Genomic DNA, 10,989 nt, shown 5'->3' with positions numbered 1-10,989 from the left:
CGCGAGGCCGCCCGCCGGGGCTGTGGCCACTGCCGGGAGTCCCGCGGCGACGAGCGCGCGCCCCCGGGCCGCGGCCACCTGCACGCTGTCGGCTCTCAGCAAATGAACCGCCGCCTCCGGCACCGTCCGGCCTGCCACCGTTGCCGCCGCGACGGTCTCGCCCTGCGGCGTTGCCGCTGTCTGCACCACCGAGCCAATGTTCAGTCCAACGACAACCGCCACCGGCACCGGCAGCGCGCTGGCAGGCCTGACTTCGGGCAGGACAGGCACCTGCCGGATCCCGGCCACCGCAACCGTCGAGACGGACTCTGTCACCGCAGATACCGCCGCCAACCGCTCTGAATCCGGCGCTGCGGCGCGCTGTCGGTCCCCCGCCGCGTCGGTTCCGGCCACCGGCTGCCCCGCTGCTGCAACCGGCCCGGTGCGTGCGCCCTGCGCCGCCGCTTCGCCCAGCATCTTCCCCTGGGGGCGCACCGCCCCGGCGCGCCGCTGCGGCACCCCCTGCCCTGCCATCCGCGCCCCCGTTGCCCGGGCGCTGACCGCGTCGGCGGCCTCGGGTACCTGCTGCTCGGCGCGGCCCTGCCGCACCTGAACCGTGGCCAGCAGGATGCGGCTCTGCCCGCTCGCCTGCTGCGGCACGGGGCGCGGTGCAAGCCAGGGCAACAGCGCGGCGCCCACACAGAGGTGCGCCAGCAGCGACCCGGCCAGGGCCAGCGCCGGGCGCGCGCCCCTCATGGTGCAGGTGGCGTGACCACGATCACCACCTCTCCCAGTGCCGCCTGTTCGAGCGCGCTGACCAGCGGCAGCACATGGCGCAGCGCCACATCGCGATGGGCGTTGATGCGGATCAGCCGTGCCCCGTCGCGCGCCGCCGCCCGGCGCACCCGGTCGAGCCAGTCCGCCGCCGCCGCCGCGCCGTTCACCGCAAGCGTGCCGTCCTGTGCCACCGACAGCGTCACGCCGCCCCCCGGCATATCCTGCCCCGAGACGGCCACGGGCGGCAGCACCTCGAACGGCGCCGAGGCGTCAAGCCGCGCCACCAGCAGAAAGAACACCAGCAGGAAGAACACCACATCGACCAGCGCGATGATCGGCTCGGGCGCGGGCCGGTGATCCTGGCGCCGCAGCTTCATCCCGCCGCCTCGAGCCGCACCAGCCGCGCGTCCTGCACACCGGCCGCGGCCACCGCGTCCATCACCTCGGTCAGGGCCCAGAGCGGCGCCGCCCCGGTCGGGAGGATCAGCACCCGCTGCCCCGGCTGCGCCAGCGCCGCCGCCAGGGCGTCGCGCGACAGGACCTGCCCGCGCGACACCACCTGTCCGGTTGCGTCGATCCGCAACAGCAGGCTCGTCACCGCGCCGCCGCCGCCATCAACGCCGCCTGCGCCCGGGTCACTGCCCCGGACCATGGGGATCATGTCCAGATCGCGGTATACCGAGGTGACCATGAAATAGACCAGCAGGATGAACAGCACGTCGATCAGCGGCACCAGGGTGATGCGCCGCACCGGGCCTGCCTGCCGGATCAGGCTCATGACCCGGGGGGTCCGCCGCGCAGGCTGTGCGCCAGCACCACCCGCCCGATCAGACGCTCCATCTCGCCGGTGCCGGCCTCGACCCGCGCCTGCAGGACGGCGGCACCGATCACCGCCGGGATCGCCACCACCAGCCCCGCCGCCGTGGTCAGGAGCGCCTGCCAGATGCCCCCTGCCAGGATCGAGGCATTGGCCGCGCCCTCGGCCATTTCCAGCGACCGGAACGACTGGATCATCCCCAGCACCGTGCCCAGCAGACCCAGCAGCGGCGCGATCATCCCCACCAGCTCCAGCAGGCGGATGCCGCGCCCCAGCGCGCCGACCTCGGCATTGCCCAACTGTTCCAGATCGGCGGCCAGCGCCGGACCCGGCACATCCCGCGACAGCAGCTCTCCGGCGCGGGCGGCGATGCGGCCCGCCGGGGCACGGCTGTCCGGCGGCGGCGGCGCCACGCCGCCCTGTTCCAGCGCGGCAAGCCAGTCGTCGCGCGCCCGCCGCCCCGCCCCCAGCCCGCGCAGCGCCATCAGCCGCGCCAGAAACACCGCCACCGACAACAGCGACAGCGCCGCCAGCACCAGCAGCACCGGCCCGGCGGTTCCCAGATCCTGAAGCCCGGTCATCGCCTATTTCACCAGCGCGGCGGCAGCCCGGCTCTGCAGGCTCAGCACCGCGAAACAGTCCATGTCCTCGCCGTTCTGCGGGCGGCAGGCGGCGATGTCATGCAGCAGGATTTCGGAGATGCCGTCGCAGGCGATGCCCGGAAATTCGAACAGTTTCAGCGTGGTCCGCTCCAGCGGCAACGGAGCGGCGTCGACGGTCAGCAGCTGGTCGATGATGCCCTGCCGGTCCAGAATTGCCAGCGACAACTCAAAGGCCTCCAGCGTGCGGCCCAGATCGTTGCGAAACAGGAAAAAGGCGCGGCACGTCCCGCCCTCTCCGACTTCCAGTTTGTTGAGTTCCACCGTCAGATTGCCGGTCTGTGCCGGGGCCGTGCCCGCGCTCAGCACACCGGCCAGCACGGCGGGAATGAGTCGTTTCAATGCCATCCTCCTCAAATCACACTGCCTCAGGAATAGCAGATCGCGGCGCGGTCTTGGACATTTTTGAACCTTCCGGGCGGCAAAGCCCGGCCCGTCGCCGGCGCCGTGCAAACCGCGCTTGGTGAATCGCCGCGCGCGTGGAATACTGAACCCATTGGTTAAGGTTCTTGCCGGAGATTGCGATGGACGTCAGGGAACATGTGGACGGTGTGGTGATCGGCCTGCTGCTCGGGTTCCGCGAGGGTGCGCCGCTTGTGGTCTTTCCGTCCAATCCGCGGGACCAGGCGATTCCGGCGCGCAGCCTCTGCGCGCTTGGCCCCGATGACGCGGGGTCGGAAATCGCGCTGCTGTTCGAGGACGGCGCCCGCGACCGGCCTCTGATCATCGGTCGGATCGTCGAACCGGTGCGCCAGACCACGGTGCCCAGCGTGATCCGCGACGGCGAAACCGTGCGTGTCACCGCGCGGGAACGGATCGAGTTGCGGGTCGGCAAAGCCGCCATCGTGATGGAGAAGGACGGCCATATCACCATTCGCGGCACCCATCTGGTCAGCCATGCTTCGGGTTCGAACCACATCCGCGGCGGTTCGGTGAACCTGAACTGATGGCCACTCCGGTTCTGAGGGATATTGTCCGTCGTCACGCCGAAGAGGCGGCCCACCTGTGGTGCGTCTATGACTGGCACCTGCTGCACCCCGAAGAAAACCCGGACATGGACGAAGAGCGGATGGACCGCCTGATCGAACGGCTGAACGCCCATCTCGACGGGCTGCGCATCGCCGGCGACGAAGGGCATGCCATCGCCCAGGAACGTTATGACGAATTTCCCGAACCGGGAGAGTTGTTTGTCCTGCGCATGATGCAGCCGTCGGCGCGGCACCTGACCGTGCTCGACCTGGATCTCGACGCCGTGCGCGCGTATCTGCGCGCCAAGTTGCCCGCACCGCTCTAGGCGGCCAGTCCGCAGACGCCCGCGGCGCGGGCAGCCTTGCCAATGTGGTCGGCACGCCTCCGCCGCCCGGGCTTGCCCGAGGCCACGGTGCATCCCTGCGCAAACCGGCCCGAATGCGCCGCCCTGACGGGGACACCCGGCTTTGCACCGGGCCAACCGGTTTGCCCACCCTTGTCATGGAATTCCGCAACCTCTGCACCACCGGTCCCGGGCGTGCAAAGAATCTGATCGGCTGCGGCGCGGTCCCAATGGGCCGCCGCGGGCCCGCCAGTGCAATAGTACAGACCGGAGTGCCGGCCCCCCGGGCGCAGTCTGGCGGTCGGGATCGGGCAGCCCCGCAATTGGGTCCGACCCGACGTGCCGAGATCGCGCGCCCGGGGATTGGGCCGGGCTGGGATAACCTAGGAGGAACACCATGAAACTGACAACCAGACGGGCCTTGTCCCGAGGCGGCCTGCTGATCGCCGCCGCTGCCATCGCCTCGACACTGGGTCTGGGCACTGCTGCGGCACAGGATTATCCCAACAGGCCGGTCGACATCGTGCTGGGCTTTGGCACCGGCGGGGTGTCGGACATCATCGCCCGCACCCTCGCGCCGGAACTGGAAACCGCGCTGGGTCAGCGGTTTGTCGTGAAGAACGTGCCCGGGGCCGGCGGTACGGTCGCCGCGCAGTCGGTGAGCGAGGCCGGAAACGACGGCTATACGCTGCTCAACGTCGGGGCCTCGGGTCCGATCAAGAAGACGCTTCTGCCGAACCAGCCCTTTGATCAGGTCGACGATTTCGAACCGGTCACCCCGGTGGCGAACTTCGGGCTGGTCGTGGTGGTCGCACCGGACGGACAGTTCGCGTCGCTCGATGATCTGGTGAGCTTTGGCCGCGCCAACCCCGGCGCGCTGAACGTCGGGTCGGTCCAGGTCGGCAGCACCCAGTTTCTGGCGGCCAAGCTGTTTCTCGGCGTGGCCGGCATCGACGCGGTGGTGGTGCCCTTCAGCTCGACTCCCGAACTGATGGGCGGCGTGGCGCGGGGCGAGGTCGACGTGGCATTCGAGATCATTCCCGGCGCCAAGGCGGCCATCGACAACGCACAGGTGCTGCCGGTCGCCACGACGATGAACGCCCGCTCGGCGCTGTTCCCGGATCTGCCCACGGTCGAAGAGGCCGGCATCGCCCCCTATGACGTCTCGAGCTGGAATGGCTATTCCGCCCCCATCGGCGTGGCCGACGAGGTCAAGGAAAAGCTGACAACCGCCGTGCAGACGATCCTGCAAATGCCCGCGGTCAAGGACAAACTGGCCGCGGTCGGCGCCGAACCCTATGTCGGCACCGCTGCCGATATGGTCACTCGCCAACAGCAGGAAACCCGGATGTGGGAAAAGGTCATCATCGAGGCCGGTGTGCCCATCGAGGGCTGAGGATCGCGCTGACACCACCAGGGGGCGCCGGGTCAGAGCGCCCCCTTACCTATCAAGTGAAGGAGCAGGCAATGACGGGACGGGATCTGGCGGCGGGGATGGCGCTGATCGTGATGGGCGGGGCCTATGCGGCGTATACGGTCGCGACGTTGCCGGTCGGCACGCTGCGGCAGATGGGGCCGGGCATGTTTCCGCTGGGGCTCGGCGTGCTGCTGGCCGCTCTGGGTGCCGGCGTCGCCGCACCTGCGCTGGCGCGGGATATGGCGATGCCGCCGGTCCCGCACCGCAGCCTGTGGATGTCCATCGGCACCGTTGCGGCCTTTGCTCTGGTCATTCCCCGCTTCGGGCTGGTTCCGGCGGCTGTCGTCTCGACCGTCATTGCCGCTCTGGCCATCCGCGGCAGCCGCTGGCAGGTTTTCCTGCCGATGGCGGTGGTGATGGTGCCGCTGTCCTGGGTCGTCTTTGTCTTTCTGCTGAAGATCGACATCCCTCTGGCGCAGTGGCGGCCGTGATGGACATCTTTGCACAATTCTCCGCCAACCTCGCCATCGGCTTCGAAACCGCCTTTTCGCTGGTCAGCCTTGGCTATGTCACGCTGGGCGTGCTCGTCGGCATCTTTATCGGCGTGCTGCCGGGCATCGGCGCCGTCACCGCCATCGCCCTGCTGATGCCGCTGGCCTTTCAGCTTGATGCCACCTCGGGGCTGATCCTGCTGGCGGGCATCTGGTACGGTTCGACATTCGGCGGTTCGATCACCGCGATCCTGCTGAACATCCCCGGCACCACTTCGAACGCCGTCACCTGCATCGACGGCAATGCGATGACCCGTCAGGGCCGCGCCAGCCTGGCGCTGCTGACCGCGGTCGCGGCCTCGTTCATCGGAGGCAGCATCGGGATTCTGATCATCATGCTGTTCACCGCGCCCATCGCGCAGTATGCGGCCGGCTTTTCCTCGGTCGAGTATTTCTCGCTGATCGTGTTCGGGCTGGTCGCCGCCTCGTCGATCAACGCCGGGTCGGTGGCCAAGGGGCTGGCGACGGTGGTGTTCGGGGTGATGATCGGCGTGGTCGGAACCGACCTTTACACCGGACGCGGTCGGCTGACCTTCGGCAATCTCGACCTGATGGACGGCATCACCCTGGTTTCGGTGTCGATGGGTGTCTTTGGCGTCTCCGAGGTGATCGCCACCATCAAGGAGGCGCGGACCCGGGCGTTTGACCGCAAGGGCATCACCTTTCGTGCGATGATCCCGACCCGGGACGAGGCGCGCGCCACTCTGGGTCCGATCCTGCGCGGCAGCGGTGTCGGGTCGTTCTTCGGCACCCTTCCCGGCACCGGCCCCGCCATCGCGGCCTTCATGGCCTACGCGGTCGAGGGCCGGGCGTCCAAGAACCGCCACGCCCTGGGCAAGGGCGCGATCGAGGGCGTCGCAGCCCCCGAAGCCGCCAACAATGCCGCCGACATGACCGCCTTCATCCCGACGCTGGCACTGGGAATTCCGGGCAGCGCCACGATGGCGCTGATGCTGGGCGCGCTGATCGTCAACGGCATCTCGCCCGGGCCGCAGCTGATGGCGAACGAGCCGGAGTTGTTCTGGGGCCTGATCGTCAGTTTCTGGATCGGCAACCTGATGCTGCTGGTGCTGTCGATTCCGCTGATCGGTGTCTGGGCGCGGCTGCTGCTGGTGCCGTTCAACATCCTGATGCCCGCGATCCTGGTGTTCATCTGCCTGGGCGCCTACAGCGTCAGCCACAGCGCCACCGACGTCTGGCTGGTCGCGCTGCTGGGGCTGCTGGGCTTTTTCGCGCGCAGCTACGGTTTTCCGCTGGCGCCGGTGATCCTGGGCTTTGTGCTCGGCCCGATGCTCGAGGAACACTTTCGCCGGGCGATGCTGATCTCGCGCGGGAATTTCGACGTGTTTCTTGCCAGCCCGGTCAGCGCGGTGCTGCTGGTGCTGACCGCATTGATCCTGATCACAAGCGTCTGGAGCGGTCTGCGGCGGGCGCGGCAGACCGCGTCCGAAGCAGAGGCCTGACAGGGCGGCGCGCCGTGCGGTGGCGCGCCTTGCCGAGGTCACTGCAAACGGCCCGCTCCGGAACCCTGGGTCCGGAGCGGGCCGTTGTATCGTCGGACTGCCGGATCGCAAGCGCCGGTTCCCGGGCACAGCGCCGGGCGGGGTCCAAGGTCCGGCTACAGACCCCGCGCGCGGAAAGCCTCAGGCCCCGAGCGTCCGGGTAAGGTCATTGAACAGGTCATCCACCGCGACGGGCTTTGAGATGATGTGCTGCTGATGCGCAAAGCGGATGGCGCATTCCAGCGCCTTGCGGTTCGCCTCGACCCCGACCGGCACCGCATCCGGTAGCGCGTCCCGCACGGCCGGATCGGCATTGCGGCTGGCGACCAGCATGTCGAACACGGCGCGCACCACATCGGGGCGCTGTTCGCACAGGGCATCCGGCACGATGATGAAATGATTGGGCGGTACCAGCCCCGCCTGTGCATGCCAGGCCAGTGCCGCCTTGTGCGGGTCGGCGATCAGCGGGCGGATGCGGGGATCCTCGGGCATGTTCATGCCCAGAATGCCCGCGTCCACCTGCCCCTGCATCAGCATCTCGACCGGATCGCTGCCTGCGGGGGCCCATTCGACGCTGGGCGGGTCGGTGTATTCGGTCAGGTGCGGCTGATCAAAGCAGACCCAGGTGACACTGTCGGGATCGACCCCATACTGGTTTTGCAGGATGCCGCGCACCCACAGCCCGGTGGTCTGGGTGTAGCTGCGCACGGCCACGCGTTTACCGGGCAGGTCCTGCGGTGTCAGTGTTCCGAAATCGGCGTTGTAGCCGATGCAGTGATGCTGAAACCGGCCCAGCACCACCACCGGCAGCAGTGAAAATCCCTTGTTGAATTCGCGGGCCTGCAGGTAGGTGGCCACCGCCATTTCGCTGACGTCGAACTTCTGCTCGCGCAGCATCGCCTTGAATCCCGCATGCGCCTGTTTCAGCCCGGCGTTTTCCAGTGTCACCAGGCCAGACGTGATCTCGCCTGCCAGCAGCGCCTGGGTTGTCGGGTAACTGGCGATATTGGCACTCAGTCTCAGCGGGCCGGTCGCGGGATAGGTCCTGGTCATTGCGGGTCGCTCTTTGCGGCTGAAAAAAAGGGGGGCGCGCGGCCCCCCGAGGATCTGTCCCGGCCCAGGGAGAGCGGCCGGGATCAGCGAGACGCCAGCGCCTGCTCCCGAAGCTCGGTCAGCGAGGCGGCGGGCGTGATGGTTTCAGGGTCGATCATAAGCTCCAGCACCGCCGGAACCCCCGCGGCCACGGCACGGTCAAAGGCGTCCGGAAAGGCGTCGGCAGTTTCGACCCGTTCGCCAAAGGCGCCATAAGCCTGCGCCAGTTTGACAAAGTCCGGGTTGCCGTTCTTCAGGGTGGTGCCGCTGACCCGCCCGGGATAGGACCGTTCCTGATGCATCCGGATGGTGCCGAGAATGCCGTTGTTCAGGATCAGCACGATCACCGCAGCATCGTTTTCCATCGCCGTGGCCAGTTCCGGCAGCACCATCTGGAAATCACCGTCACCGGCAAAACAGATCACGCGGGCCTCGGGCCTGTGCAGCTTGGCGGCGATGGCCGCAGGAAAGCCATATCCCATCGAGCCGCAGACCGGCGCCACCTGGGTGCCCAGCTTGCGATAGCGGTGAAAGCGGTGCAGCCAGACCGAAAAGTTGCCGGCCCCGTTGGTGTAGATCGTGTCGTCGGGCTGGTGCGCGTCGAGCCAGGTCACGATCTCGCACATCTGCAATGCGCCCACCGTCTTGCGCGGGGCCGTCCAGGCCTCGAACTCGGCGCGGGCCGTGCCGGTCCAACCGGCCCAGCGGGATCCGTCCACCCTGACATGATCCGCCAGAGCCTGCGCACAGCGGCCCGGACGGGCCACCACCGCCAGATCGGGCTGGTAGACATGGGCGAATTCGTCGGCCGCCGGATAGATATGCACCAGCTTCTGCGCCGGTCGCGGCACGGTCATGATGTCATAGCCGTTGGTGCCGATGTCGCCAAGACGGGCCCCGAGCACGACCAGAAGATCGGCGTCCGCGATCCGCGCCAGCAGCTTCGGATTGGCCCCGAGGCCGATCTCGCCAATGTAATTGCGGTGATCGTTGCTCAGCTTGTCCTGCCGCCGGAAGGTGGCGCAGCAGGGCAAGCCGCTGTCCTCGACAAAGCGGCGCAGCGCGTCGGCCTCGGCATCGGACCAGTCGCCGCCACCGACCATCAGCAGCGGACGCTCGGCGGCCTCGAGCGCGGCGCGGATCTTGTCCAGCGTCGCTGGGGCCGGGTCGCCTTCGGGCACTTCGCACCGCACGCCGTCGATGGCCATGGCTTCGTCGGTCAGCATGTCTTCGGGCAGGGCGACCACAACCGGGCCGGGACGCCCGGAAATGGCGACCTGAAACGCGCGGGTGACAAATTCGCTCATCCGCGCCGCGTCTTCGACCTGAAGCACCAGTTTGGCCTGGGTGGCCAGCATCCGCCGGTAATCGACTTCCTGGAACGCCTCGCGTTCCATCACGTCGCGGGGGTTCTGGCCGATGAACAGGATATAGGGTGTCGAATCCTGGATCGCGACGTGCAGGCCGGAACTGGCATTGGTGGTTCCCGGCCCGCGCGAGGCAAAGACCACGCCCGGTCGTCCGGTCAGCTTGCCATGCGCCTCGGCCATCATCGAGGCGGCGCCCTCGTGGCGGCAGGTCACCAGCCGGATCTGCGGCACGTCGACCAGAGCATCGAGCACGGCAAGAAAGCTTTCTCCGGGGACGCAGAAGATCGTGTCGACCCCCTGAATCACAAGTTGGTCGACTAGAATACGGGCGGCTGTGCGCTTGATCATCGGTTCTCTCAGTTTGTCATTGCCTTGAGACGCGCGTCCAGACGCGGAAAAACCCGCCGGGCATTGCCTTCGAACACCTTCAGCCGATCTTCCGCGCTCAGGCCCAGCCCGTCCACGTAGCGCTTGGTATCATCAAAATAATGCCCCGTCTCGGGATCAATGCCGCGCACCGCGCCCACCATTTCCGACCCGAACAGGATGTTGTCGACCGGAATGACCTCGGACAGCAGGTTCACGCCGGGCTGGTGATAGACGCAGGTGTCGAAATACACGTTCCTGAGCAACAGTTCGGACAGCGGCGGGCGGCCCATGTCCTGCGCCAGCCCGCGATACCGGCCCCAGTGATAGGGCACCGCCCCGCCGCCATGCGGGATGATGAACCGCAGGTTGGGGAAGGTCGCGAACAGGTCCGACTGCAAGAGCTGCATGAAGGCGGTGGTATCGCCGTTGATGTAATGTGCGCCGGTGTGGTGGAAATTCGGGTTACAGGATCCCGACACATGGATCATCGCCGGGACATCCAGTGCCTCGATCCTCTCGTACAACGGATACCACCATTCGTCGGTCAGCGGCGGATCGGTCCAGTAGCCCCCCGCCGGATCGGGGTTCAGGTTGCAGCCGACAAACCCCAGCTCGAGCACACAGCGCTCCAGCTCTTCGATGCAGTTGTCGGGGCGCACGCCGGGCGATTGCGGCAACTGGCACACCGGCGCAAAGTTCTTCGGGAACGCCCGGGCGACACGGTCGATCAGGTTGTTGCAGGTCGCGCTCCAGTGGCGGCTCATCGCCTCGTTGCCCAGGTGGTGGCCCATCAGACCGGCAATCGGCGAAAACAGCGCCATGTCGATGCCGCGCTGCGCCTGAAGTTTCATCTGTTCACCCTGAAGATCCCTGAACAGCTCCTCGTCGGAAAACGCGCGCAGGTCGGCAAAACCATCCCTTTGGCCTGCCGCGTAGGCTGCAACCTGAGCGTCGCGGTACTTGCGCAACTCTTTGGGGGCAGTGGTAAAATGGCCGTGGCAGTCGATGATCATCCGGGCGTTTCCTTGTCTGGCGTATGCGTGGCCGGGGGGCCGTTGGCCTCCAGCCTAGGGACGCCATGCGTGGCGGGAAAATCAGATAGCTGCCAGAGGTCATAGATTTGCCGCAGCCTGACCCGGGCGAT

12 protein-coding genes and 1 pseudogene are annotated in these 10,989 nt (G+C 67.5%); 5 read left to right on the top strand and 8 right to left on the bottom strand.

The window, feature by feature from the left end:
* The 5 genes and pseudogenes from FOY53_RS16925 to FOY53_RS16905 form a co-directional block, all read right to left on the bottom strand.
* Positions 1–735, bottom strand: a pseudogene (locus tag FOY53_RS16925) (hypothetical protein); the annotation flags it as partial.
* A complete protein-coding gene (locus FOY53_RS16920) occupies positions 732–1,133 on the bottom strand; it encodes a biopolymer transporter ExbD (RefSeq protein WP_146591053.1) in 402 nt (133 codons plus the stop codon). The gene FOY53_RS16920 and the pseudogene FOY53_RS16925, both read right to left, overlap by 4 nt.
* Complete coding sequence (locus FOY53_RS16915; RefSeq protein WP_146591051.1) at positions 1,130–1,534, bottom strand: ExbD/TolR family protein; 405 nt, start codon at positions 1,532–1,534, stop codon at positions 1,130–1,132. Before FOY53_RS16915 ends, FOY53_RS16920 begins: the two co-directional genes overlap by 4 nt.
* Positions 1,531–2,154, bottom strand: coding sequence for a MotA/TolQ/ExbB proton channel family protein (locus tag FOY53_RS16910; RefSeq protein WP_146591049.1), 624 nt, complete (start codon positions 2,152–2,154; stop codon positions 1,531–1,533). The genes FOY53_RS16915 and FOY53_RS16910 overlap by 4 nt, the downstream gene beginning before the upstream one ends.
* 3 nt (positions 2,155–2,157) lie before the next feature.
* Positions 2,158–2,580, bottom strand: a complete 423-nt coding sequence (locus FOY53_RS16905; protein ID WP_146591046.1) for a hypothetical protein — start codon at positions 2,578–2,580, stop codon at positions 2,158–2,160.
* 176 nt (positions 2,581–2,756) lie between these two features.
* Here FOY53_RS16905 and FOY53_RS16900 point away from each other — a divergent pair, with 176 nt between their 5' ends.
* From FOY53_RS16900 to FOY53_RS16880, 5 genes are all read left to right on the top strand, one after another.
* On the top strand, positions 2,757–3,179 hold the full coding sequence (locus FOY53_RS16900; RefSeq protein ID WP_146591044.1) for a DUF6484 domain-containing protein: 423 nt from the start codon (positions 2,757–2,759) through the stop codon (positions 3,177–3,179).
* Positions 3,179–3,526: a hypothetical protein gene (locus FOY53_RS16895; protein ID WP_222435279.1), complete on the top strand. Its 348-nt coding sequence runs from the start codon at positions 3,179–3,181 to the stop codon at positions 3,524–3,526. Before FOY53_RS16900 ends, FOY53_RS16895 begins: the two co-directional genes overlap by 1 nt.
* Positions 3,527–3,941: 415 nt before the next feature.
* On the top strand, positions 3,942–4,940 hold the full coding sequence (locus FOY53_RS16890; protein WP_146591040.1) for a Bug family tripartite tricarboxylate transporter substrate binding protein: 999 nt from the start codon (positions 3,942–3,944) through the stop codon (positions 4,938–4,940).
* Positions 4,941–5,011: 71 nt separating this feature from the next.
* Positions 5,012–5,452: a tripartite tricarboxylate transporter TctB family protein gene (locus tag FOY53_RS16885; RefSeq protein WP_146591037.1), complete on the top strand. Its 441-nt coding sequence runs from the start codon at positions 5,012–5,014 to the stop codon at positions 5,450–5,452.
* Positions 5,452–6,975, top strand: coding sequence for a tripartite tricarboxylate transporter permease (locus FOY53_RS16880; RefSeq protein ID WP_146591035.1), 1,524 nt, complete (start codon positions 5,452–5,454; stop codon positions 6,973–6,975). Before FOY53_RS16885 ends, FOY53_RS16880 begins: the two co-directional genes overlap by 1 nt.
* Positions 6,976–7,155: 180 nt before the next feature.
* On the opposite strand, the gene FOY53_RS16875 is transcribed toward FOY53_RS16880, so the two are convergent.
* From FOY53_RS16875 to FOY53_RS16865, 3 genes are all read right to left on the bottom strand, one after another.
* Positions 7,156–8,067 (bottom strand): substrate-binding domain-containing protein, encoded by a 912-nt coding sequence (locus FOY53_RS16875; RefSeq protein ID WP_146591033.1) that lies wholly within the window; start codon positions 8,065–8,067, stop codon positions 7,156–7,158.
* Between the two features lie 83 nt (positions 8,068–8,150).
* Positions 8,151–9,824, bottom strand: a complete 1,674-nt coding sequence (locus FOY53_RS16870) for a thiamine pyrophosphate-binding protein (RefSeq protein WP_146591031.1) — start codon at positions 9,822–9,824, stop codon at positions 8,151–8,153.
* Positions 9,825–9,832: 8 nt separating this feature from the next.
* The gene (locus FOY53_RS16865; protein ID WP_146591029.1) at positions 9,833–10,858 is read right to left on the bottom strand and encodes an amidohydrolase family protein; all 1,026 of its coding nucleotides are present in this window, start codon (positions 10,856–10,858) and stop codon (positions 9,833–9,835) included.
* Between the last annotated feature and the right edge of the window lie 131 nt (positions 10,859–10,989).

Origin of the sequence: Puniceibacterium confluentis, assembly GCF_007923445.1 — a bacterium.
GTDB lineage: Bacteria > Pseudomonadota > Alphaproteobacteria > Rhodobacterales > Rhodobacteraceae > Puniceibacterium > Puniceibacterium confluentis.
Note: the sequence above shows the minus strand (reverse complement) of the source record. Positions and strands in the feature narration are given on the sequence as shown.

Bases quoted from the DNA above. Each gene is read 5' to 3' on its own strand.
- FOY53_RS16875 (WP_146591033.1), bottom strand. From the start codon at position 8,067: ATGACCAGGACCTATCCCGCGACCGGCCCGCTGAGACTGAGTGCCAAT.
- FOY53_RS16870 (WP_146591031.1), bottom strand. From the start codon at position 9,824: ATGATCAAGCGCACAGCCGCCCGTATTCTAGTCGACCAACTTGTGATT.
- FOY53_RS16900 (WP_146591044.1), top strand. From the start codon at position 2,757: ATGGACGTCAGGGAACATGTGGACGGTGTGGTGATCGGCCTGCTGCTC.
- FOY53_RS16895 (WP_222435279.1), top strand. From the start codon at position 3,179: ATGGCCACTCCGGTTCTGAGGGATATTGTCCGTCGTCACGCCGAAGAG.
- FOY53_RS16885 (WP_146591037.1), top strand. From the start codon at position 5,012: ATGACGGGACGGGATCTGGCGGCGGGGATGGCGCTGATCGTGATGGGC.
- FOY53_RS16910 (WP_146591049.1), bottom strand. From the start codon at position 2,154: ATGACCGGGCTTCAGGATCTGGGAACCGCCGGGCCGGTGCTGCTGGTG.
- FOY53_RS16890 (WP_146591040.1), top strand. From the start codon at position 3,942: ATGAAACTGACAACCAGACGGGCCTTGTCCCGAGGCGGCCTGCTGATC.
- FOY53_RS16920 (WP_146591053.1), bottom strand. From the start codon at position 1,133: ATGAAGCTGCGGCGCCAGGATCACCGGCCCGCGCCCGAGCCGATCATC.
- FOY53_RS16880 (WP_146591035.1), top strand. From the start codon at position 5,452: ATGGACATCTTTGCACAATTCTCCGCCAACCTCGCCATCGGCTTCGAA.
- FOY53_RS16865 (WP_146591029.1), bottom strand. From the start codon at position 10,858: ATGATCATCGACTGCCACGGCCATTTTACCACTGCCCCCAAAGAGTTG.
- FOY53_RS16905 (WP_146591046.1), bottom strand. From the start codon at position 2,580: ATGGCATTGAAACGACTCATTCCCGCCGTGCTGGCCGGTGTGCTGAGC.
- FOY53_RS16915 (WP_146591051.1), bottom strand. From the start codon at position 1,534: ATGAGCCTGATCCGGCAGGCAGGCCCGGTGCGGCGCATCACCCTGGTG.